The organism is Clostridium aquiflavi, from assembly GCF_031344075.1.
Classification (GTDB): domain Bacteria; phylum Bacillota; class Clostridia; order Clostridiales; family Clostridiaceae; genus Clostridium; species Clostridium aquiflavi.
In genome coordinates, this window is record NZ_JAVJAN010000004.1 from 76,279 (window position 1) to 99,945 (window position 23,667).

Consider the following 23,667-nt stretch of genomic DNA (forward strand, 5'->3'; position numbering starts at 1 on the left):
AGTACTATGGTATAATTATCCTATCATTACATTAATATAATAATTTGCTGGGAGAGTGTGTGCGTAATATGTTCAAATTTGAAAATCAACTTATAAAGTTAAAACATGAAGTATTAAGTAATATTGTAAGATTAGCTAAAGAAGATAAAATAACTAAAGAAAATCTAGATAGAATACCTTACGATATGTTACCAGGGGATGAACCTCAATACAGAGAAAGTGTAATACATGAAAGAGAAGTATTATTAGAAAGATTGAAACTAGCAGCTGGATTTATTCCAAATGGAAAAGGTACAGATGAATTAATTAACATAGAAGATGAAAAACAAATATTATATGTTATAAAGAATGCATGTGATATGTGTCCAACTAAAAAGTTTGAAGTAACTGATGCGTGTAGAAATTGTATAGCACATAAATGTCAAAGTGTTTGTAATTTTGGAGCTATTACTTATGTAGATGGTAAAGCTTATATAGATCCTGATAAATGTAAAGAATGCGGAATGTGTAAAAAAGCATGTCCTTATGATGCTATTGCAGAAGATATGAGACCTTGTAAAAGATCTTGCCCAACTGGAGCATTAGATATTAATAGTGATAAGAGAGCCATGATAAAACAAGAAAAATGTGTTAATTGTGGTGCTTGTATGGCTGCATGTCCTTTTGGTGCATTAGAAGATAAAAGTCTTTTAGTTAAAGTTGTTAAAGAATTAACTAACACTGGAAATTTATATGCTGTTGTGGCTCCAGCAATAACTGGGCAATTAGGTCCAAAAACAACTTATGGACAAGTTAAAAATGCAATAAAGAAATTAGGATTTACAGATATGGTAGAGGCAGCGTGTGGTGCTGATGCAGTAACTGTACATGAAAGTAATGAATTTGTTCACAGAATGGAGAATGGAGACCCATACATGACTAATTCATGTTGTCCAGGATTTTTAAGTTATATAGAAAAAATGATGCCAGATCAAGTAGAGAGAATATCAGAAACAGTTTCTCCAATGGTTGCAGCAGGAAGGTTTATAAAGGCTAATGATAAAGACGCAAAAGTAGTATTCATTGGACCATGTACTGCAAAAAAATCAGAAATTTTAAGAGACTCGATAAAGGATGCTGTTGATTATGTATTAACATTTGAGGAATTATTAGCATTATTCGAAGGATTTGATATAGATCCAATTAACTTTGATGACATTGTTGTTGATGAAGCTTCAATCTTTGGTAGAGGATTTGGAGTTGGTGGTGGTTTAACTGCTGCTATTGAAAATTATATAAAAGATAAAGGGATAGAGTGTGATTTTAAACCAGTTAAAGTTTCTGGTGGAGCTGATATAAAGAAAACTATGATGATGGCCAAAATGGGGAGATTATCTGGAAACTTCATAGAAGGAATGATGTGTGAAGGTGGATGTATTAATGGGTCAGGAAAAATATTATCACCAATGAAAGCTAAAGCATCATTTAACAAAATTAATCAGCAAGCAAGCATGAAAAATGTATTGGAAAATTCTAAAATAGATGATTATAAAGATATAAATTTAGAAAGATAGAGTTTAATTCAAAAAAGAAGCCCTTTTAGGACTTCTTTTTTTGTGAATAAATTGGTAATTATATGTAAAGAAAAAACGTAATTATATATTTTTTAAACTAAAATATTAAAAAATATTCATTAAGTAAAAAAAAAGTTACTATATAATTATTAAAAGGTGTATTATATAAATTATAGGTATGTTTAGGGGGTAGATTTATGAAAATTTTGTTGGTTGATGATGAAGAATCAATATTAAATTTAATAAAAATGAATCTTATATTTGAAAATTATGAAGTAATAACTGCGGAGTGTGGAATAGATGCCATAAACCTATTTAAAAGTGAATCTCCTGATTTAATTGTATTAGATCTAATGCTTCCTGACAAAGATGGGTTTGAAGTTATACATGAATTTCAAGGTATAAATAGTGAAGTTCCAATTATTATACTTAGTGCAAGAGATCAATTAAATAATAAGCTTTTAGGTCTTCAGCTTGGAGCTGATGATTATATAACAAAACCATTTGACAGTAGAGAACTTATATTAAGGATTAGAGCTATATCTAGAAGAATAAATAAAGCTAAGGCCATTGGAAAAAATGAAGTTAAAAATAAAACAAATGATATTATAGAAAAAGGGTTTATAAAAATAATTGTTCCGGAAAGAAGAGTTTTTATTGAGGAAAAAGAGGTTATATTTACACATATAGAATTTGAAATAATTTTATTAATGGTGCAAAATCCATATAAAGTTTTTACAAGAGAAGAATTATTGGACAAGATATGGGGGTATAGTTTTGTAGGAAATACTAGAGCTGTGGACATTCATATAAAGAGAATTAGACAAAAGCTCGCAGGAAATGAAGACGTTATAAAAACAATATATGGAGTAGGATATAGGTTAGAGGTATAATAGATGAATTTGGGTATTAAAGGAAAAATAGTAATAATGAATATAGTTGTACTGATAATAGCTATATTAAGTATATATGCAGTAACAATTTATACTCTGTATAGTAGAGTAATAAATAATTCAATAGATATGCTAAAAAAAGAAAGTTATACAAGTCAATCATTTATTATGAAATATTTAGAGACGGAAGATGATTTTCATGTAGAAAACGTTTTGAATGAGATGAGCCCTTTTATTGCAACATACTTATCTAATGGTTGTAAATTTAGGGTTCAAATTTATAATAATTCATCTTTAATTGGAGATTCAGACAATTATCCTAATATAAGCAAAGATGATGATGTGGTAACAGCATTAAAAGGAAATAAATCATATATTATAAGAAGAATTGAAGAATCTTCTTACATACTCTTTTCAAGCCCGATTTATTATTCAGATGGTACTATAGGGTGTATAAGATATGTATATGATCTTGATAATGAAAATACAATTATAACTAATACGATTCTTAGTATGGTTTTATTTGCTATAGTAGCAATAATATTTTCTAGTATAATGAGTAATTCATTTTCTAATAGAATAGTTAGACCAATAGTTAGTCTGAAAAATATTGCAAGGAAAGTATCATTTGGAGACTTTTCTAAGAAAATTAGTATAAATAGTAAAGACGAGATAGAAGATTTGTCTAATTCTTTTAATATAATGTCTAATAATATAGAAATAATGATTGAAAATTTAAAAGAAGAAAAAGACACTCAAAAGAGGTTTTTGGATAATGTCACTCATGAATTTAAAACTCCATTAGCAGCAATTCTAGGATATTCAGATTTGTTACTAAGAGTAAAAGAAAAAAAAGATATTGAACAATGTGTAAAATATATAGTACAAAGTAGTAATAGATTATTAAAACTTGTTGAACAACTTCTTGATTTATCAAGACTTAATAAAAATGAAATAGAAATAAAAAATGAAAATGTTGATATAAAATCTGTGGTTGAAAGTGCTGCAATAATGTTAAATCCTAGAATGAGTAAATTTGGGATTAAACTTAATATGAATTTAGTTAGCAAAAATGTTTATGCAGATAAAGAAAAAACAGAACAAGTTATACTTAATTTATTAGATAATGCAATTAAATATAGTGAATGTACTGAGATAAATATATATATGGAATATAATGAATCTTATGTAATAATATATATTCTTGACAATGGACAAGGTATACCAAAAGAAGATTTAAAAAACGTATTTGAAAATTTTTATACAGCACATAAAGCATTACAAAAAAAATATGGTGGAAGTGGACTAGGATTATCAATATGTAAAGAATTTATGGAAAAGCAATCTGGAAAAATTGAAATAAGTAGCTTAAATGGAACTACTGTAAAATTAAGTTTCAAACATGCAATTTAAAATTATACAAAGTAGGGTGAAACAAATTTATGATAAACTTTAACTACAAGATAGTTATAAATCTATTTGTTATACTAGTTATATTGTTAGCTAGTATATATGTATATTTAAAAAGTAGCATTTATAACAATTTAATTATTTTAGATGATAAAGAACAGGTTATGCAGCATTCAAGTCATTCAATACCTGTTAAAGTAGAACTATATAGTAAAAGATGGGGTAAGCTAGTTATAAATTCTAATGATGAAATAAAAGAGTTTTGGAACATAGTTGAATCTATGCCTAAAAGTAATAATTTTTATAATTCAAAAATAGAAAATTCTTTTAATGAAATAACAGGTACTATATATTATTTGGATGGTGAAAAAGGTACATTATATTTAAATAATACTCTTAGAATAGATGATATTTATTATGGCGGTAATGAAAGTTCTGCATATATAAATAGAATTAAAAATTACATTAATGATATTTTCTGTACACCATCAGTATTATCAGAACTTATAAATGATAAGAATAAAATAACCATTGTAGATATTTATAATAATACTAAAAAGTGTGGTAGTAATGATAAAATTTTAATAAAAGATGAAGTTATGAATTTAAAAAGAATTACAGATAATAAAAAATTAGAATGGGCTGTAGCTAATAAGGGCGATTTGAATTATCATATTAGAATTTACAGAGAAGAATCTGAGGAATTTTATGATAATAAAATAGAAGATGATATAAATAGTTATGATGTAATAAGTCTTGATATTTATGAGAATGATTATGTAATTGTTAGAGATTATGGTGATGAAATAGTAAATTCCTTCTATATGGAGGGAGATTTGAATAATATATGTAACAACTTATTTAATCAGTAATATTTATTGGAGGTAAAAATATGTTAAATAAAAGAAGGGGTATTTTATTAATATTTATTTTACTTATGCTTTGTATTCTTAATGGATGCTCTAATAATATGTCTAGTAGTAAGGAACTACCAAATCTTAAAAATGATAATTTGGTAGTTTATGTTGCGTTTAATGAAGATGAAGCTAAAGTTTTACTTGATGGATTTAAAGAAAAAACTGGGTGCAATTATACATTTTTAAGATATCCAACAGAAGAACTAGCTGATAAGATTAATAATAAAGAAATTTTAGGAGAAGCAGATATATTTTTAGGGGGAACAGCTGATGCTGTTGAACTATTAAAAATGAATGATTGTCTAGAAAAATATACTATAAACAGTTCAAGTGAAATCCCTATAGAGTATATGGATAGTGATGGGTATTGGATAGGATTATACGTTGAGGCTTTATCTATAGCTATAAATGAAGAAAGATGGAATAAAGAATTTAAAGATGTGGAGAAACCTAAAACAATAGAGGAACTAATAAATCCTAAATTTAAAGGTGAGATAGTACTTGCTGATCCAAGGACATCAGGAACAGGATATACTTTTTTATCTTACTTAGTACAAACTATGGGAAAAGATAATGCATTGGAATTTTTTAAGAAGTTAAAAAATAATGTAGGGCAATTTACTGATAGTGGATTTACGCCAGCTAAAAAAGTTGGAGTGGGAGAATATTTAATAACGGTAAACTTTATAAATCAACAACTTATAGTTAGAAATTCAGGATTTAATGTAGAATCTATTGTTCCAGAAAATACAGGATGGACAATATGTCCTATAGCTAAAATAAAGGATGGAAAGAATAAGAAGGCTTCTGAAGCATTTATGAATTACTGTGTAACTAAAGAAGCAGGGATATCGCTTAAAGATTTTTCTATGGGATTTTCAACAATACCAGGTGTTAATTATCCTAACATAGAAAAAGATTTTACTTCATATAAATTAAGTAAAGAATATGATTTTAAAAAAGCAGCTAAAGATAGAAAAGAACTATTAGAAGATTTAGAAGAAATAATGTGATAAGAAAATTAGGATATTAAATAAAATCATTGATATATTTAATATCCTAATTTATCGTTAAGCTAACTATGCCTTAAATATTAATGTATATATTAATTGTTAGAAGTAAAAACTAATTAATAGGCTAGTTTTATTAATAAAAATATAATCAAACAATAAAATACATAAATAGAAATAATACACAAAAACATATTATTGAAATTAAAAAAGAAAATAAGAGAAAATATACGTAAATAGGAGCAATATATATTTAATTACAAATTTTAAACTTATAAAGCTATATAATATTATAAAAAATATTTGAATTATATGGTCATAAAGGATATTATAATAATTGTATTAGCACTCAATGCTATCGAGTGCTAATAGTTAATTAAAAAATATTTAATATTTAAAATATAGGAGGGACTTATATGAGAATAAAACCACTTGGAAATAGAGTAGTAATCAAGAGATTAGAAGCAGAAGAAAAGACAAAGAGCGGTATAGTTTTAACTGGAACTGCTAAAGAAGTACCACAAGAAGCAGAAGTTGTAGCAGTAGGTCCAGGAAGTATTGTTGATGGTACAAAAATAGAAATGGAAGTTAAAGTAGGAGATAAGGTTTTATATTCTAAATATTCTGGTACTGAAGTAAAATTAGACGGTGAAGAATATATGATATTAAAACAAGATGATATATTAGCAATAGTTGAATAGGAGAGTGGTATAAATGGCAAAGATGTTGAAATTTGGAGAAGATGCAAGAAGATCTATGCAAGTTGGAGTTGATAAACTTGCTGATACAGTTAAGGTAACATTAGGACCAAAAGGAAGAAACGTTGTTTTAGACAAGAAATTTGGTTCACCATTAATAACTAATGATGGTGTTTCTATTGCAAGAGAAATAGAATTGGAAGATCCATATGAAAATATGGGAGCTCAACTAGTTAAAGAAGTAGCAACAAAGACCAATGATGTTGCAGGAGATGGTACAACAACAGCAACTCTATTAGCTCAAGCTATTATTAGAGAAGGCTTAAAGAATGTTACTGCAGGGGCTAATCCTATGCTAATTAGAAATGGTATAAGAATGGCTGTTGAAACAGCAGTAGAAGAAATTAAGAAGATTTCTAAACCAGTAGAAGGAAAAGAAGATATAGCAAGAGTTGCAGCTATTTCAGCAGCAGACGAAGAAATTGGTAAGTTAATAGCTGATGCTATGGAAAAAGTAGGTAATGAGGGTGTTATTACAATAGAAGAATCTAAATCTATGGGAACAGAATTAGATGTAGTTGAAGGTATGCAATTTGATAGAGGGTATGTATCACCTTATATGTCTACAGATACAGAAAAGATGGAAGCTATATTAGATAATCCATATATTTTAATAACTGATAAGAAGATTTCAAATATTCAAGAAATATTACCTATATTAGAACAAATAGTTCAATGTGGTAAGAAATTATTGATTATAGCTGAAGACATTGAAGGCGAAGCTATGGCAACATTAGTTGTTAATAAATTAAGAGGAACATTTACTTGTGTAGCTGTAAAAGCACCAGGCTTTGGTGATAGAAGAAAAGAAATGCTTCAAGATATAGCTATATTAACAGGTGGAACAGTAATTGCTGAAGAATTAGGAAGAGATTTAAAAGAAGTTACTCTTGACATGCTTGGTCAAGCAGAGAGTGTTAAAGTAAGTAAAGATAATACTGTTGTTGTTAATGGTAAAGGTAATCCTGAAAACATAAAAGATAGAATATCACAAATAAAAGCTCAAATAGAAGAAACTTCTTCTGAATTTGATAAAGAAAAATTACAAGAAAGATTAGCTAAGCTTGCTGGTGGCGTTGCTGTAATTAAAGTCGGTGCTGCAACTGAAACAGAATTAAAAGAAAGAAAGCTTAGAATAGAAGATGCTTTAGCTGCTACAAAAGCTGCAGTTGAAGAAGGAATAGTACCAGGTGGTGGAACTGCATATATTAATGTAATAAAAGAAGTTGAAAAATTAACATCTGATGTTCAAGATACAGAACTTGGTATAAAAATAATTGTAAAATCATTAGAAGAACCATTAAGACAAATAGCTAGTAATGCTGGAGTTGAAGGATCTGTTATTATAGAAAAAGTTAAAAATAGTGAAGTAGGAACTGGATATGATGCTCTATATGGAAAATATGTAAATATGATAAAGACTGGTATTGTTGACCCAACTAAGGTTACAAGATCAGCTTTACAAAATGCAGCATCAGTATCAGCAACATTCTTAACAACAGAAGCTGCAGTTGCTGATATTCCTCAAAAAGAACCAGTAATGCCAGCACCAGGAATGGGAATGGACGGCATGTATTAATGTAATAAAAAGAGACTACCTAATTGGTAGTCTCTTTTGTGTATAGAAAATTAAAAAATTTTAATCTTTAAAAGGATGAGCCAATACTTTATTTTTTTATAAAATAAGCAGTTTAAATGTATATTCATAATATTTGTATATAAATTCTTTAACATAGCAATAATTTAAATAATGATATTTTTATTATATAAATTATTGGAGGATAATATTATGAAAAACAAATTTTGTTTAAATTATAAGTATAAGAAGAATAAGGGATTTACTTTATTGGAACTTATAGCAGTAATGGCTATTATAACAATCTTAGCAACTGCTATTTTACCTAAAGTAAATGGATATATAAATGAAGCTAAAAAAACTAAGGTCTTAGATCAATGTAGAAAAGTTGTAATGGCAGTAGAATCATATAATTTAACACATTCGTCCAATTATGAAAAAACTAAAAATATATCTAATATTAAAGAAGATAAAAGTGTAAGTAAATATTTAGAAGGTGTTGAATTTAATAATTTGGATTTAACTACAACAATTCAAAATTGTTATGATGTGTTAAATGGAAAAGAATTTAAATTAAAAACGGATAGTGAAATATTAGATTTATCTACAATTAATTAATGAAATCGGTTAAATAAAATAATTTTTCTATTTTTGCAATTTTAATTTCAATTTCATTGACTTTGGGCATAGCATACATTATAATATTTTTAATCAAACAAAGAAAATATTTTAAAACTCGTATATACCTTGGATATGGCAAGGAGTATCTACCGGAAACCTTAAATTTCTGACTATGAGTGATATTAATATATTAGTATATTTAAAATATATTAACGTATTAACTTCACTTACGGGGTTGATGCGTTTTTTTTTATACATAAAAATATGAAAAAAATGCAAGAAAAAATTCATAAAACAAAAAATATGAAATATAAAAATCAAGGGGGCATAATTATGGCTACAATAATAAAAACAGCTTATACATTTGATGATGTATTATTAGTACCTAATAAATCAGAAATATTACCTAGAGAGGTAAGTGTAAAGACAAAATTAACTAAGAAAATATCTTTAAATATACCTTTAATGAGTGCTGCAATGGATACAGTAACAGAATCTAAAATGGCTATTGCCATGGCAAGAGAAGGTGGAATCGGAATTATCCATAAAAACATGAGCATAGATGAGCAAGCAAAAGAAGTAGATAAGGTAAAAAGACAAGAAAATGGAATCATAACTGATCCAATATTTTTATCAAAAGAAAATACACTTCAAGATGCTGAAAACTTAATGGCTCAATATAGAATATCTGGAGTACCTATAACTGAAAATGGTAAATTAGTGGGTATACTTACAAATAGAGATGTGACTTTTGAAACTGATTTTACTAAAAAAATATCTGAAGTTATGACAAAAGAAAACTTAATTACAGCTCCAGAGAATACTTCTATTAATGAAGCAAAGGAAATTTTAAAGAAACATAAAATAGAGAAATTACCTTTAGTTGATTCAGAAGGAAATTTAAAGGGATTAATAACAATTAAAGATATTGATAAAGCTAAACAATTCCCTAATGCTGCAAAAGATCAAAATGGTAGATTATTATGTGGAGCTACTGTTGGTGTTACAGCAGACATGATGGATAGAGTTGATGCATTAGTAAAAGCTAAAGTAGATGTTATTACAGTAGATACTGCTCATGGTCATTCAAGAGGAGTTATGGAAGCTGTTAAACAAATAAAAAATAAGCATCCAGAATTACAAGTTATAGCTGGAAATGTTGCTACAGCAGAAGCAACAGAAGATTTAATAAAAGCTGGAGCAGATTGTGTTAAAGTAGGTATAGGCCCTGGATCTATATGTACTACAAGAGTAGTTGCTGGCGTTGGAGTACCTCAATTAACTGCTGTTATGGACTGTGCAGAAGTTGGTAAAAAATATGGAATTCCAGTAATTGCTGATGGTGGATTAAAGTACTCTGGGGATATAGTAAAAGCTTTATCAGCAGGTGCATCTGTAGCAATGATGGGATCATTATTTGCAGGTTGTGAAGAAGCACCAGGAGAAATGGAAATATATCAAGGAAGAAGTTATAAAGTATATAGAGGAATGGGTTCATTAGCAGCTATGGCTTGTGGATCAAAAGATAGATATTTCCAAGATGGAAACAAAAAGTTAGTACCAGAAGGTGTTGAAGGTAGAGTAGCGTATAAAGGATATGTTTCAGATACAATATTCCAATTAATAGGTGGAATAAAATCAGGAATGGGATATTTAGGTTCAAAGGATTTAGATACTTTATATGAAACTGCTAGATTTGTTGTTCAAACAGCATCAGGATATAGAGAAAGTCATCCACATGACATAAATATAACTAAGGAAGCTCCAAATTATAGTGTAGGACAATAAAAAATATATATAATTATTAATTTTTATTGAGTAATGTTCTTAGTTGTTAGATAATTAAATTTATAAAGAACAATTTAGGAGGAAATGATGAAGAGAGATTTAGTTTTAGTTATAGATTTTGGTGGACAATATAATCAATTAATTGCTAGAAGAGTGAGAGAGTGTAATGTATATTGTGAAGTTCATCCTTATAATTTAAGTGTTGATAAGATAAAAGAAATGAATCCTAAGGGAATTATTTTTACAGGTGGACCAAACAGCGTATATGGTGAAAATTCTCCTTTATGTGATAAAGCTATATTTGAAATAGGAGTACCTATTTTTGGTATATGTTACGGTTCTCAACTTATGTCTCATATGCTTGGAGGAAAAGTGGCAACTGCACCTGTAAGTGAATATGGAAAAACAAAAGTTGATGTAAAGGTAGAATCTAAGCTTTTTGAAGGAGTATCACCTTCAACAATTTGTTGGATGAGTCATACTGATTACATAGAAAAAGCACCAGAAGGATTTAAAGTAATAGGTAATACTCCTGTTTGTCCTGTTGCTGCTATGGAATGTGAAGATAAGAATTTATATGCAGTTCAATTCCATCCAGAAGTTATGCATACAAAAGAAGGTACAAAGATGCTTTCAAATTTTGTATATAATATTTGTGGATGTACTGGAGATTGGAAAATGGATTCATTTGTTGAGAAGACAATTGAAGAAATTCGTGAAAAAGTTGGAAATGGTAAAGTATTATGTGCATTATCAGGTGGAGTTGATTCATCAGTAGCAGCAGTAATGCTTTCAAAGGCTGTTGGAAAGCAACTAACATGTGTATTTGTTGATCATGGGTTACTTCGTAAAAATGAAGGCGATGAAGTTGAAGAAATATTTGGACCTAATGGTCAGTATGATTTAAACTTCATTCGTGTAAATGCACAAGAAAGATTTTATGAAAAGTTAGCTGGAGTAGAAGAACCAGAACAAAAGAGAAAAATTATTGGTGAAGAATTTATAAGAGTATTTGAAGAAGAAGCTAAAAAAATAGGTGTAGTTGATTACCTTGTCCAAGGAACTATTTATCCAGATGTAATTGAAAGTGGTCTTGGAAAATCAGCAGTTATAAAATCTCACCATAATGTTGGAGGACTTCCTGATTATGTTGACTTTAAAGAAATAATAGAACCTCTTAGATTGTTATTTAAAGATGAAGTTCGTAAGGCTGGATTAGAACTTGGAATACCTAAAAAATTAGTGTTCAGACAACCTTTTCCAGGCCCAGGTCTTGGAATACGTATTATTGGAGAGGTAACAGCTGAAAAAGTTAAAATAGTTCAAGATGCAGATGCAATCTATCGTGAAGAAATTGCAAAGGCAGGTATTGATAAAGAAATTGGTCAATATTTTGCAGCTCTTACTAATATGCGTTCAGTAGGCGTTATGGGAGATGAAAGAACTTATGATTATGCAATTGCACTTCGTGCTGTAACTACAAGTGATTTTATGACAGCTGAAAGTGCAGATCTTCCATGGGAAGTACTTGGAAAAGTAACAACTAGAATTGTAAATGAAGTAAAAGGTGTTAACCGTGTAATGTATGATTGTACAGGAAAACCACCTGCAACTATAGAATTTGAATAATATTAAATAACTTAATAAGCATTTCAACAAAATCTAAATTAAGTAGGTTTGTTGAAATGTTTTTTATTCTTTAGGAAGTTATATTGATTTGAAATATGTGTATAACTTATAAAATATTGTATTTTGGAGGTATGATGAGTACATCTAAAGAATAAAAAATAATTATACAACATACTATTATTCCTAGTTTGAGCTTGTAAAGTATTGTAATTAAAAAGAGATGGTTTTATAATTTTTTTATTTTGGGAATTTTGTGAAGTTATGATAGAATTATATAGTAAATTTTATTAATATAAAAATAAGAGGTAGAAAAATGAGGATAAGAGTACCAGATTATTATGAGGACTTTAAATGTATTGCATCAGAGTGTGAAGATACATGTTGTGCAGGATGGGAAATTGTGATAGATGATGAAACATATGAGTATTATAAAACTGTAAATGATAAATTTGGAGATAGATTGAAAAATGAAATAGTTACAGATGAAGACGGAGAAAATATTTTTGTATTAAAAGGAGATAATTGCTCTTTCTTAAATAAAGATAAGAAATGTGATATATATATTAATCTTGGAAAAGAGAGATTATGCAATACATGCAAACAATATCCAAGATTTATTGAAGAATATGGAAGTACACGAGAAATAGGGATTTCGTTATCATGTCCAGAAGCCGCTAGAATAATCTTAAATAATTCTAAAAAAGTTGAATTTGAATTAGAAGAAAATGATGAAATGGTATGTACATATAATGATATTAGTTATGATATGTTTATTCAAATAATTAGCTCAAGAAAAATGTTCATAGATATGTTACAGGATAGATCTATTGAATTAAATAAAAGAATGGCGATAATTCTTAATTTTGCAAAAGAAATTCAAGATAAAATAGATGCAAATAAAATATCTGAAATAACAAGTATTAGAAATAAGTATTCAGATGATAAATTTATAAAAAAATTAATAGATCAATTAGATAATTACAAAGTAAAAAATATAGAAAAATATAAAAACATTTTTAAGTGTTTAAAAGTATATCAAGATATTGATCATATAAATGAAGAATGGCCTAAAGTTTTAAAATATACTACAGAATATTTTTATGATGAAGAACATAATGTTACGTTTTATGTGGATAAACATGATGAATTTGATAAATATTATGTAAACAAAATGTATGAATATGAACATTTAATGGTATATTTTATATTTAGATATTTTATGAAATCTATCTATGACTACGATGTAATTGCGAAAGTAAAACTTGCACTTATTAGCTATCTAATTATTAAAGAATTAGATGTTGTACGATGGTGTGATAATGGATATAAATTTAATAAAGATGATCAGATAGATATAATGCATATGTACTCTAAAGATATTGAACATTCAGAAGAAAATTTAGAAGCATTAGCAGAAATATTTGAAACAAATAAAATTTTTAACTTAAATAATCTAATGACTATGTTGATGAATTAAAAGAGCTAGTATCTTAGAGGTTATTTAGAGAAGTCAATATAAAAAAGATATTTTAATTACCAAAAGGTATAGTTTAACTTTATATTTTTAGGAGGCAAGTTTTGAAGAATAAAAAAAATACAATTTTGAAAGGATTATTAGTAGTAATATTATTATTAATTGTTTCTTTATTTACATTTCAAATTAAAAATAATACTAAAGGAAAAGTTACTCCAGCATTAGAAACTGAAAATTCAGATGTATTAGAAAATAAAGATATTAAAAATCCATTTGAAGGTATAGATGTTACAAGTGAGGATATGGGGGTTACTGTTTTAGGATATCATTCTATTGGAGATGAATTTAAGAAAGATCCATTAGTTGTATCTAAAGATTTATTTAGAACGCATCTTCAAGCAATAAAAGATGCAGGTTATACAACTATAACATTACATGAGTTATATGATTACCTATATAATGGAGCGAAAATTCCTAAGAAAAGTGTAGTTATAACATTAGATGATGGATATAAAGATAATTATACAAATGCATTTCCTATTCTTAAAGAATTCTCAATGAATGCAACTATGTTTATAATAGGTAATTATTTAGATGGTGATGTATATTTATTACCTTCACAGGTAAAAGAGATGAGTGATTATGGGATTGATATTGAAGGTCATACACTTACTCATAGAGAGCTTTCAACTTTAAATTATGATGAACAATTAAAAGAAGTTAAAGAATCTAAAACTAAGCTTGAAAATATAACAGGTAAAAATATTAACTTTATTGCATATCCTTCTGGTAGTTATAACGATGAGACTTTAAAAGCTGTTAAAGAAGCAGGATATAGTATGGCATTTACCGTTAAAAAGGGACAAGCACATAAAGGTGACAATCAATATGAAATAAACAGAGTATTAGTTGATTATACTTATAAACCAAGACATATAAAAAGAGATTTAAAGTAAGCTAGTAGATTATAAATAATATTAATTTAACTTATAATTAATATTATTTATAAAATGTAGAATACAAGCATTAAAAAATAGTTAGATTTTTGTGTATTTAATTATACAAAATGATAACTATTTTTTTCTTTAGGAAATTATAAAAATCTTAAATTTGAGGATAACTTCTAGAATACCGTGTTTTAAGGGTATGATGAGTACTTTTAAAGAATACAAAATTATATTTAAATTTTATCTAATTAAAATTAACCAATACGCTAATTTTAACATACTATATACTATAATTATTTACAAAAGGAGATAAACAGATGAACGATTATTATTGTAATGAAGATGAATTAGTTTGTAAATTTGATGAAGTTAGTGATTGTGAAGAAGCAGATTATAATGAAATGAATTGCTCAGACACAACAGGAACTGATAATAATTCAGTATGTGAAAAATGTTATAAAAAAGGATTTAAAGCAGGTTGTGAAAAAGGATATAAAGATGGATTCAAAGATGGCTGCGAAAAAGGATATAAGAAAGGATTTAAAGATGGCCGTGAAAAAGGATATGAAGAAGGATATGAAGATGGCCGTGAAAAAGGATATGAAGAAGGATTCAGAGATGGCCGTGAAAAAGGATATGAAGAAGGATTCAGAGATGGCTGTAAAAAAGGATATAAGAAAGGATTTAAAGATGGCCGTGAAAAAGGTTTCCAAGAAGGATGTAAAGCTGGTTTTAGAGAAGGATATGAAAAAGCTATACAAGATATTATGAAATGTTTAAATAGAAATAATTCACGCTGTTAAATTTTTAAAGAGTAATTGAGCTATAATATTAAATTTAATAGAATGATCTAACATCTTATCACAGAAGAATTTATACTTTGTATAAATTCTTCTTTTTTAATTTAAGTAAAAAAAAGACTATTTAATGTGAGAAAATTTATGAAACGTGTATAAATGTGTATAAATAAGTATAAATGTATACAAATATGTTATAATAAACATGAAATGGTTTGCAGAATTAGTTTTATAACACATTTATCTAAGTTTTTTTTTTATTAGTATACATTTTTTCCAAACTGTGATGAAAAAGTGAATATTAAATAAATTACATTAATGTACTATTATATAATTGTAAGATGGAATGAGGGGTTGAAAATGATTACACAATCATTAGAAAGAAAGTTATTTACCATACTTGAAATGTTAGCTGATAGCAAAGGAAAAGCTTTAAAAGATTTTTCGGATGAACTTGGTGTTAGTACTAGAAGTATTAGAACTTACTTAAAGCAATTACAGGAAGAAATACCTAAGGATGTTGTGGAAATAGTAAAGACTAATAATTCCCAGTATAAGCTAAATGTGAAAGATGATGAAAAATTTAAGCAATTGCTAGAGTTAAATAGAAGACAAAAACAAAAATTTTGTCAATTAAATAATCCAGAAGAAAGAATTGATTATTTAATAAACAGGTTAGTAGGACTTAATGAGATTGTGACAATTGATGATTTAGCAGAAGAAATGAATGTAGGAAGAACTACTTTAGTTAAAGATTTAAAAAAAGTAGATCAGAAGTTAGATGAGTATGGATTAATATTAAAGAGAAAAACAAATTCAGGAATAAAAATTGAAGGCGATGAAATTAATTTAAGATTAATTATACTTGAACATTTATGTAAAACATACAATGATTCAATAATTTTATTAGAAAGCAATAATATTCTTACTAAAAAAGAGATTATTAAACTTCAAGAACAAATAGTAATAAATCTAAAAGAAAATAGATTTAGTGTAACTGAAGCTTTAATAAATAACTTAATAAGATATATAGCAGTAATGTTAATGAGATTGGAGAATAATAAAAATATAACTTCACTACAATCACAATATAAAATAATAAAGGAATCAGAAGAGTATGAAATAGGAAAAACTATAAAAAGTACAATTGAAACATTAAAAGATGAAAAAATTGATGATTTAGAAATAATTTTTATAGTAATGCCTTTACTTGGAAGAAATGCACCTTTGTATCATGAAGTATTAAGAAATTTAACAATAGGTGAAAATATAACTTTATTAAGAAAACAAATTTTTGACAAGGTTTTTGAATTTACTGGATTAAGCTTAGAAGAAGATGAACAATTAATACAAGGATTAGAATATCATTTATATTATGCACTAAATAGAATAGTACTAAATATAAAATATAAAAATCCTATGTTAAAAGAAATAAAAGAAAAGTACAAATTGCCTTATGAAGTTGCTAAAATAGCTGCTTCAGTAATTGAAGATAAGTATGAGGTACAAGTAGAAGATGATGAAATTGGATACTTAGCATTACATTTTGGAACTTATGTTGAAAAAGCAGGCAAATCTTTTATTCAAATAGAAAATGCAGCAATTGTTTGCGGGACAGGCTTAGGAACAGCAAAGTTACTAATTATAAAGTTAAAGAAAATACTTGGAGAAGAAATTAATTTTAAATCATTTTCAGATTTAGATTTTACAGAAGAAATAGCAAGTAATTATGATATGATATTTACCCTTGTAGATTTAGATATAAATACTGAAACACAAATAGTAAAAATCACTTCGATTTTTGATGAATGTCAATTAAAAGGAGAAATAGAAAGTCAAATATTTTTAAATAAGACTAATGAGAAAAGAAATGATACAGAACAATATATTTTAAATGGAATGTTGGATAAAAAATTAGTATTTTACTTAAACAAAAACAATTTCATGGACAATTTAGAAGATATGTTGGATAGCTTAATAAAATCAAATATTGTATCAAATGAATATAAGAAAAGAGTTATAGCAAGAGAAAAGAAAGCAGGAACAGCATTTGGTGGAAATATAGCATTGCCACATGCAGTGGATGAAAAGGTAAATAGTGTAATAGTTTCATATGGAATACTAGATAAATTACTTGTGGTTGATGGTAAGGAAGTAGGACTCATAATATTACTTGTAATACCTTCAGAAAGCCAAAATAGTCAAGATATTATAGTAAAAACATATCAAGAAATTATAGACTTATCAAGTGATAAGAAGATAGTTCAAAAGCTAATAAAAAGTAAAAATTATAAAGAGTTTAAAGAAGTTTTAGGAAGGAGATAAATTATGAATTCGGTTGTATTTTTAATAATTATAGGAATTGCTGTTTGGATACTTAATTTTATCTTTGGATTAATACAAATCAAGGATTTCAATAAAAATTATATAGAATTAAGAAGATTAGGAAAAGTAGCGATAGGAAGAAAAAAAGGAATGATTAACTCAGGCACTATAGTTCTTATAAGAATTCAAGATGATGGATTAATTTTAGAATCTAGAAAAATGCAGGGAGTAACAGTAGCAGCAAGAGTTAAACAATTTAAAGGTCTTGAAAATATGTACATAGATAGTATTGAGGAAAACGATTTAAAAGAATTTAACAAACCACTTAAAAGAGCAATCTTAGATGCTGTTAAAAACTACAAAAAGTTTAGACATGAGGAGGGAAGTAAAAAAGAAGCAGACTTAGAAGTGGTTGTTTAAGAATTGTAATATATAATGAGGAGGTTTTCTTATGACACAAATGTTAGAATTATTAGCTAGAGGTGCAGATTCATTCATGAATCTATTTAGAGCAGGTGGTAATCAATTTATGGACTTTGTAACAGGTATAATACCACTACTAATAGCACTACTAGTTACAATGAATGCAATTATAAAATTTATTGGGGATGAGAAAGTAGAAAAATTAGCTATGAAATGTGCTAAAAACCCAATAACTAGATACTTATTATTACCGGTTATAGGAACATTCGTATTTGCGAATCCAATGACATTATCATTAGGAAAATTTATGCCTGAAAAATACAAACCAAGTTATTATGCGGCAGCAAGTTTCTCTTGTCACACAATGAATGGATTATTTCCACATATAAATCCAGGTGAATTATTTGTATTCTTAGGAATAGCAGCAGGTATTACTACATTAGGTTTTTCAACTACAGATCTAGCAGTTAGATATTTATTAGTAGGTATAATAACAAACTTCTTTAGAGGTTGGATAACAGATTTCACAACTTCATATGTAGAAAAACAACAAGGTGTTAAATTAAACACAGAAGTTAAATTAGGATAATTATTAAATAAAAAAATTAATTGAATAAAAATTAAAGTTAAATAAGATAAATAAAAAAATAAAAGATTAAGGAGTTGGCAATTATGGGATACAAAAAAGTTAAGATAAACAAAGGATCAGGCGGATGGGGTGGCCCATTATTAATAGAACCTACAGAAAAAAGAAACAAGGTAGTATATATTACTGGAGGAGCTCAACCAGAAACAGCAGTTACAATAGCAGAATTAACAGGATGTGAATTAATAGATGGATTTACAACAGGAGTTAAAGATGATGAAATTGCTTGTGTAATAATAAATTGTGGTGGAACATTAAGATGTGGAATCTATCCTCAAAAGAAGATACCAACAGTTAATATTATGAAAACAGGTAGAAGTGGACCTTTAGCAATGTTTATAAAAGAAGATATTTATGTTTCAGCAGTAAAACCAGCAAATGTAGAAGTAATAGAATAGGTTTATTTTCTAAGATATAAAGAATACGATTTAAAGGAGGAAGACTTAATGAGTTACGATACTAGTAAAAAGATTAGTCAACAAACAGGGGGGCTTGTTGGAAAGATTGGTATAGCAATAGGAAACTTTAGTAGTACATTATTCCAAGCAGGAAGAGATACTATTGACACAGTAATTCACACAATATTACCATTCATGGCTTTCGTTGCAGTAATGATAGGTATTATAAATGAATCAGGAGTAGGGAGCTTTATTGCAAATTTACTTACACCATTAATAGGAAATGTAGGCGGTTTAGTTGTATTAGCACTTATATGCTCATTCCCATTACTTTCACCATTCTTAGGACCTGGTGCAGTTATAGCACAAATAGTTGGTGTTTTAATAGGTACTGAAATTGGTAAAGGAACTATACCACCACACTTAGCATTACCAGCATTATTTGCTATCAATGCACAAGCAGCAGCAGACTTTATACCAGTAGGTTTAGGATTAGCTGAAGCAGAACCAGACACTGTACAAGTCGGTGTCCCATCAGTTTTATACTCAAGATTCTTAACAGGAGCTCCAACAGTTGTAGTAGCTTGGCTTGTAAGTTTTGGACTATACAGCTAAATTGTATTAATTAAAGAATCTAATTGTTAAAGAAGGGAACAATTTTATGAAGACGATTTATAGCACTAAAATAGAAAAAATTGGTGAAAATGCTGAAGAATTTTTTGCAGCAAATATGTTCATAACTTTTAAGGACAATGCTCCTCAAGAATTAATTGATTATTGCTTTATTCACAATGAAAATAATTTATTAGAAGAGATAATGCCTAATGATATACTTTGCATAAATGATGTAAATTATGAAATAAAAGCAGTAGGTGAATTAGTAAATAAAAATTTAAAAGAATTGGGACATATAACATATAATTTTCTAGGAGAAGAAGAAGCACAAGTAGGTGGAACTTTATATCTAGAAAAAAAAGAAATTGCACCAATTGCCGTTGGTACAATTTTAAAAATAATAAGAAATTAATTTTAAATAGTTAAAAAATAATATTTAAGAAAATTATAAGTCAATTTATACAATAAGTCAATTTGATGAAGAGTTTTAAAGTATTTTCAAACTTATATATAAATAATTAAATAATTTATGGAATTAATTGTTCTTTGAATTTGAAATAGCTTTGATTATGAATGTGCTTATATCGGAAATAAGTAAAAACAATCAAACCTATTTTATTTATCAGATGTAGAGAAACGATGTTCATATAAATTAATGAGTTAATTTAATGATGGAGGGATAAAAAATGACAAAGTCATGGTTAAATTTAGAAGGAAAAACAGTAATAGTTACAGGTGGAGCATCAGGAATAGGAAAGGCAGTAGCACAAGAATTTTTAAATAATGGTTCAAATGTTGTTGTATGTGATATGAATCCTAATGCACCACAATTAGATATGAATGAAACAAGTGGAAAAATGGTATATGTAAATACAGATGTAACAAATTATGATAGCGTTAAAGAAATGGTTTCAAAAACTAAAGAAGCATTCGGTAAAATAGATATTTTAGTAAATAATGCAGGTATAAATATACCTAGATTATTAGTAGATCCAAAAGAAGAAAATAGTAAGTACGAATTAGATGAAGCTGTTTTTGATAAAATAGTTAATGTTAATATAAAAGGTGTATTTTTCTGTGCACAAGCAGTTGCTAGAGAAATGGTAAAGACAGGTTCTGGAGTAATAGTAAATATGTCTTCAGAAAGTGGATTAGAAGGATCAGAAGGTCAAAGTATTTATGCAGCAACTAAAAATGCAGTAAATTCATTTACAAGATCTTGGTCTAAAGAATTAGGAAAGCAAGGCGTTAGAGTTGTAGGTGTAGCACCAGGAATATTAGAAGCTACAGGATTAAGAACTATAGAATATGAAACAGCATTATCTTATACTAGAGGAATTACAGTTGAAGATTTAAGAGCTGGATATAGCAAAACATCAACTACTCCACTTGGAAGATCAGGAAAATTATCAGAAGTCGCTGACTTAGTTTGTTACTTAGGATCAGAAAGAGGAAGTTACATCCATGGAGTAACTTATAATGTAGCTGGCGGAAAAACTAGAGGTTAATTTTATTTAGTAAAAATAAAAAAATGTATTTTAAATCAATTTAGTACTCTCTCATAAATTTTAAATAAATATAAACATTAAAAGTTCCTAATATTATCAGGGACTTTTAATGCTATAAAAATAAATTTTAAGAATATTAATAGGGATGTGAGGAAAAAATGATATATGTATTAGATACTGCAAACTTACAAGAAATAAAAAGGGCGTATGAATTTTATCCTATGGAAGGTGTTACAACAAATCCATCTATAATAAGTAAAGAAAAAGAAGATTTTATAAAAATATTAAAAAATATTAGAGAAATTATAGGTAATGATAGCATGTTACATGCACAAGTTTTATCATTAAAAGCTGAAGACATGATTGAAGAAGCTAAGTATATAGCAGAGCAAGTTGGAGGAAATATATATATTAAAATACCTGTAACTCCAGATGGAATAAAGGCTATAAAAATATTAAATAAAGCTGGATATAAGATAACAGCTACTGCAATATTTACACCACAACAAGCTTTGATAGCAGCAAAAGCAGGAGCTCACTTTGTTGCACCATATGTTAATAGAATAGATAATATTAGCGGAAATGGAGTAGAAGTTGTTGGAGAAATAATTAAATTGTTAGAATTTAATAGTTTAAATACTAAAGTTTTAGCAGCATCTTTTAAAAATGTTCAACAAGTTAATGAAGTTGCTTTAAGAGGATGTCAATCAGTAACAGTGGGAAGCGACATAATGGATAAACTTATAGAACATCCATTAACAGAATTAAGTGTAAAACAATTCATTAATGATTGGGAAAATGCATATAATAAGATTACAGTATTATAATAAGGTAAAAGAATAAAGACATTTTTAATTATAAAGTAGATAGATTTGTATAGATCTGTCTACTTTAATAATTAAGAATTATTATCTTTAGTATAAAATTCCAAAGTTTGAATAATATCATAAATGTTTAAGAAATGTTTAATTAAAGTGTGATATAATTGAAAAGTGAAATTTACGTAATTAAGATATGGAGGTATGGTTGTGAAAAAAGGATTAACATTAGATTTAAGTAAAACACAAGGATTCGTAAAAAACTATGAACTAGATTACATGGAAGGAATGGTAAAAGATTCACATGATAGACTTCATAGTAAAACAGGTCAAGGAAGTGATTTTTTAGGTTGGATAGACCTGCCAGTAGATTATGATAAAGAAGAATTTGCTAGAATTAAGAAATCAGCAGAAAAAATACAATCTGATTCAGATGTATTAATAGTTATAGGAATAGGTGGATCTTATCTTGGAGCTAGAGCTGCAATAGAAATGTTAACAAGTAATTTCCATAACGTTTTAGATGACGATAAGAGAAAAGTGCCAAAGATATTTTATGCAGGTAATAACATAAGTTCAACTTATATGGCAGAACTATTAGAAGCTATAGAAGGAAAAGATGTTAGTGTAAATGTAATTTCAAAATCAGGTACTACTACAGAACCAGCTATTGCATTTAGAATATTTAAATCATACTTAGAAAAGAAATATGGTGTAGAAGAAGCAAGAAAGAGAATATATGCAACTACAGATAAAGCTAGAGGTGCATTAAAAAGCTTAGCTGATTCAGAAGGATATGAAACATTTGTAATTCCTGATGATGTTGGTGGAAGATTTACAGTGTTAACACCAGTAGGCTTATTACCAATAGCTGTAGCTGGAATAAATATAGATGAAATGATGCAAGGTGCGGCAGATGCAAGAGAAACATATTCAAATCCTTCAATTAAGGAAAATGATTGTTATAAATATGCTGTCACAAGAAATGCTTTATATAATAAAGGTAAAGAAATAGAAGTATTAGTTAATTATGAACCATGTATTCATTATTTCAATGAATGGTGGAAACAATTATATGGAGAATCTGAAGGAAAAGATAAAAAAGGATTATTCCCAGCAGCAGTTGACTTTAGCACCGATCTTCACTCTATGGGACAATATATTCAAGATGGTAGAAGAAATCTTTTTGAAACAGTTATTAATGTCGAAAAAGCTAGAAAAGAAATTACAATAGAATTTAGCGAAGGCGACTTAGATGGATTAAACTTCTTAGCTGGAAAAACTATGGATTTTGTAAATAATAAAGCATTCCAAGGAACTTTATTAGCTCATAATGATGGTGAAGTACCTAACATGGTATTAAATGTACCAGAACTTTCACCTTACTATTTTGGTCATATGGTATATTTCTTTGAAAAAGCTTGTGGATTAAGTGGATATCTTTTAGGAATAAATCCATTCGATCAACCAGGAGTTGAAGCATACAAGAAGAATATGTTTGCGCTTCTTGGAAAACCAGGATATGAAGATATGAAAGATGAATTAGAGAAGAGACTTTAAT

General features: G+C 27.6%; 20 protein-coding genes, 1 pseudogene and 1 riboswitch. All 21 genes and pseudogenes read left to right on the top strand.

Annotation, left to right across the window (positions count from 1 at the left end; all coding sequences use genetic code 11):
- Positions 1-68: 68 nt before the first annotated feature.
- The 21 genes and pseudogenes from RGC78_RS02125 to RGC78_RS02225 all read left to right on the top strand — a co-directional run bounded on the left by RGC78_RS02125 (position 69) and on the right by RGC78_RS02225 (position 23,666).
- Positions 69-1,553: a 4Fe-4S dicluster domain-containing protein gene (locus tag RGC78_RS02125; RefSeq protein WP_252215261.1), complete on the top strand. Its 1,485-nt coding sequence runs from the start codon at positions 69-71 to the stop codon at positions 1,551-1,553.
- A 197-nt stretch (positions 1,554-1,750) separates the two neighbouring features.
- A complete protein-coding gene (locus RGC78_RS02130; RefSeq protein WP_252215263.1) occupies positions 1,751-2,446 on the top strand; it encodes a response regulator transcription factor in 696 nt (231 codons plus the stop codon).
- 3 nt (positions 2,447-2,449) lie between these two features.
- Positions 2,450-3,859, top strand: a complete 1,410-nt coding sequence (locus RGC78_RS02135) for a sensor histidine kinase (RefSeq protein ID WP_309555933.1) — start codon at positions 2,450-2,452, stop codon at positions 3,857-3,859.
- Positions 3,860-3,888: 29 nt separating this feature from the next.
- Positions 3,889-4,728, top strand: a complete 840-nt coding sequence (locus RGC78_RS02140) for a DUF3919 family protein (RefSeq protein WP_252215267.1) — start codon at positions 3,889-3,891, stop codon at positions 4,726-4,728.
- A gap of 20 nt (positions 4,729-4,748) precedes the next feature.
- Positions 4,749-5,786: an ABC transporter substrate-binding protein gene (locus tag RGC78_RS02145; RefSeq protein ID WP_309555934.1), complete on the top strand. Its 1,038-nt coding sequence runs from the start codon at positions 4,749-4,751 to the stop codon at positions 5,784-5,786.
- Positions 5,787-6,199: 413 nt separating this feature from the next.
- A complete protein-coding gene (gene groES / locus RGC78_RS02150; protein ID WP_252215270.1) occupies positions 6,200-6,484 on the top strand; it encodes a co-chaperone GroES in 285 nt (94 codons plus the stop codon).
- Between the two features lie 13 nt (positions 6,485-6,497).
- Positions 6,498-8,120 (top strand): chaperonin GroEL, encoded by a 1,623-nt coding sequence (groL, locus tag RGC78_RS02155; RefSeq protein WP_309555935.1) that lies wholly within the window; start codon positions 6,498-6,500, stop codon positions 8,118-8,120.
- A gap of 210 nt (positions 8,121-8,330) precedes the next feature.
- The gene (locus RGC78_RS02160; protein WP_309555936.1) at positions 8,331-8,735 is read left to right on the top strand and encodes a type II secretion system protein; all 405 of its coding nucleotides are present in this window, start codon (positions 8,331-8,333) and stop codon (positions 8,733-8,735) included.
- Between the two features lie 98 nt (positions 8,736-8,833).
- Positions 8,834-8,931, top strand: a riboswitch (purine riboswitch).
- Between the two features lie 140 nt (positions 8,932-9,071).
- Positions 9,072-10,526 carry an IMP dehydrogenase gene (guaB, locus tag RGC78_RS02165; protein ID WP_309555937.1) on the top strand — a complete coding sequence of 485 codons (1,455 nt, stop codon included), beginning with the start codon at positions 9,072-9,074 and terminating at the stop codon, positions 10,524-10,526.
- Positions 10,527-10,613: 87 nt separating this feature from the next.
- Positions 10,614-12,155 carry a glutamine-hydrolyzing GMP synthase gene (gene guaA / locus RGC78_RS02170; RefSeq protein ID WP_252215278.1) on the top strand — a complete coding sequence of 514 codons (1,542 nt, stop codon included), beginning with the start codon at positions 10,614-10,616 and terminating at the stop codon, positions 12,153-12,155.
- 313 nt (positions 12,156-12,468) lie between these two features.
- Entirely contained in the window at positions 12,469-13,632 is a 1,164-nt protein-coding gene (fliB, locus tag RGC78_RS02175) for a flagellin lysine-N-methylase (protein WP_309555938.1), read from the top strand.
- Positions 13,633-13,733: 101 nt separating this feature from the next.
- A complete protein-coding gene (locus RGC78_RS02180) occupies positions 13,734-14,585 on the top strand; it encodes a polysaccharide deacetylase family protein (protein ID WP_309555939.1) in 852 nt (283 codons plus the stop codon).
- A gap of 308 nt (positions 14,586-14,893) precedes the next feature.
- Positions 14,894-15,379: a Yae1 family protein gene (locus tag RGC78_RS02185; RefSeq protein WP_309555940.1), complete on the top strand. Its 486-nt coding sequence runs from the start codon at positions 14,894-14,896 to the stop codon at positions 15,377-15,379.
- Positions 15,380-15,733: 354 nt separating this feature from the next.
- The gene (locus RGC78_RS02190) at positions 15,734-17,698 is read left to right on the top strand and encodes a BglG family transcription antiterminator (RefSeq protein ID WP_309555941.1); all 1,965 of its coding nucleotides are present in this window, start codon (positions 15,734-15,736) and stop codon (positions 17,696-17,698) included.
- A gap of 3 nt (positions 17,699-17,701) precedes the next feature.
- Positions 17,702-18,118 (top strand): transcriptional regulator GutM, encoded by a 417-nt coding sequence (locus RGC78_RS02195; protein WP_252215288.1) that lies wholly within the window; start codon positions 17,702-17,704, stop codon positions 18,116-18,118.
- Between the two features lie 31 nt (positions 18,119-18,149).
- Complete coding sequence (gene srlA, locus RGC78_RS02200) at positions 18,150-18,710, top strand: PTS glucitol/sorbitol transporter subunit IIC (protein ID WP_012423036.1); 561 nt, start codon at positions 18,150-18,152, stop codon at positions 18,708-18,710.
- An 80-nt stretch (positions 18,711-18,790) separates the two neighbouring features.
- Positions 18,791-19,780: pseudogene (gene srlE, locus RGC78_RS02205) on the top strand (PTS glucitol/sorbitol transporter subunit IIB).
- A gap of 46 nt (positions 19,781-19,826) precedes the next feature.
- A complete protein-coding gene (locus RGC78_RS02210) occupies positions 19,827-20,192 on the top strand; it encodes a PTS glucitol/sorbitol transporter subunit IIA (protein WP_252215290.1) in 366 nt (121 codons plus the stop codon).
- Positions 20,193-20,466: 274 nt separating this feature from the next.
- Positions 20,467-21,288, top strand: a complete 822-nt coding sequence (locus RGC78_RS02215; protein ID WP_252215292.1) for an SDR family oxidoreductase — start codon at positions 20,467-20,469, stop codon at positions 21,286-21,288.
- 158 nt (positions 21,289-21,446) lie between these two features.
- Positions 21,447-22,115 (top strand): fructose-6-phosphate aldolase, encoded by a 669-nt coding sequence (fsa, locus tag RGC78_RS02220; protein ID WP_309555942.1) that lies wholly within the window; start codon positions 21,447-21,449, stop codon positions 22,113-22,115.
- 201 nt (positions 22,116-22,316) lie between these two features.
- A complete protein-coding gene (locus RGC78_RS02225) occupies positions 22,317-23,666 on the top strand; it encodes a glucose-6-phosphate isomerase (protein ID WP_309555945.1) in 1,350 nt (449 codons plus the stop codon).
- The last annotated feature ends 1 nt before the right edge of the window (position 23,667 follow it).

Excerpts from the sequence above, each read along its gene's own strand:
- RGC78_RS02215 (WP_252215292.1), top strand. The coding sequence starts at position 20,467 with ATGACAAAGTCATGGTTAAATTTAGAAGGAAAAACAGTAATAGTTACA.
- guaB (WP_309555937.1), top strand. The coding sequence starts at position 9,072 with ATGGCTACAATAATAAAAACAGCTTATACATTTGATGATGTATTATTA.
- RGC78_RS02195 (WP_252215288.1), top strand. The coding sequence starts at position 17,702 with ATGAATTCGGTTGTATTTTTAATAATTATAGGAATTGCTGTTTGGATA.
- RGC78_RS02210 (WP_252215290.1), top strand. The coding sequence starts at position 19,827 with ATGAAGACGATTTATAGCACTAAAATAGAAAAAATTGGTGAAAATGCT.
- RGC78_RS02135 (WP_309555933.1), top strand. The coding sequence starts at position 2,450 with ATGAATTTGGGTATTAAAGGAAAAATAGTAATAATGAATATAGTTGTA.
- RGC78_RS02190 (WP_309555941.1), top strand. The coding sequence starts at position 15,734 with ATGATTACACAATCATTAGAAAGAAAGTTATTTACCATACTTGAAATG.
- RGC78_RS02185 (WP_309555940.1), top strand. The coding sequence starts at position 14,894 with ATGAACGATTATTATTGTAATGAAGATGAATTAGTTTGTAAATTTGAT.
- fsa (WP_309555942.1), top strand. The coding sequence starts at position 21,447 with ATGATATATGTATTAGATACTGCAAACTTACAAGAAATAAAAAGGGCG.
- srlA (WP_012423036.1), top strand. The coding sequence starts at position 18,150 with ATGACACAAATGTTAGAATTATTAGCTAGAGGTGCAGATTCATTCATG.
- groL (WP_309555935.1), top strand. The coding sequence starts at position 6,498 with ATGGCAAAGATGTTGAAATTTGGAGAAGATGCAAGAAGATCTATGCAA.
- RGC78_RS02140 (WP_252215267.1), top strand. The coding sequence starts at position 3,889 with ATGATAAACTTTAACTACAAGATAGTTATAAATCTATTTGTTATACTA.
- guaA (WP_252215278.1), top strand. The coding sequence starts at position 10,614 with ATGAAGAGAGATTTAGTTTTAGTTATAGATTTTGGTGGACAATATAAT.
- RGC78_RS02130 (WP_252215263.1), top strand. The coding sequence starts at position 1,751 with ATGAAAATTTTGTTGGTTGATGATGAAGAATCAATATTAAATTTAATA.
- groES (WP_252215270.1), top strand. The coding sequence starts at position 6,200 with ATGAGAATAAAACCACTTGGAAATAGAGTAGTAATCAAGAGATTAGAA.
- RGC78_RS02145 (WP_309555934.1), top strand. The coding sequence starts at position 4,749 with ATGTTAAATAAAAGAAGGGGTATTTTATTAATATTTATTTTACTTATG.
- fliB (WP_309555938.1), top strand. The coding sequence starts at position 12,469 with ATGAGGATAAGAGTACCAGATTATTATGAGGACTTTAAATGTATTGCA.
- RGC78_RS02125 (WP_252215261.1), top strand. The coding sequence starts at position 69 with ATGTTCAAATTTGAAAATCAACTTATAAAGTTAAAACATGAAGTATTA.
- RGC78_RS02160 (WP_309555936.1), top strand. The coding sequence starts at position 8,331 with ATGAAAAACAAATTTTGTTTAAATTATAAGTATAAGAAGAATAAGGGA.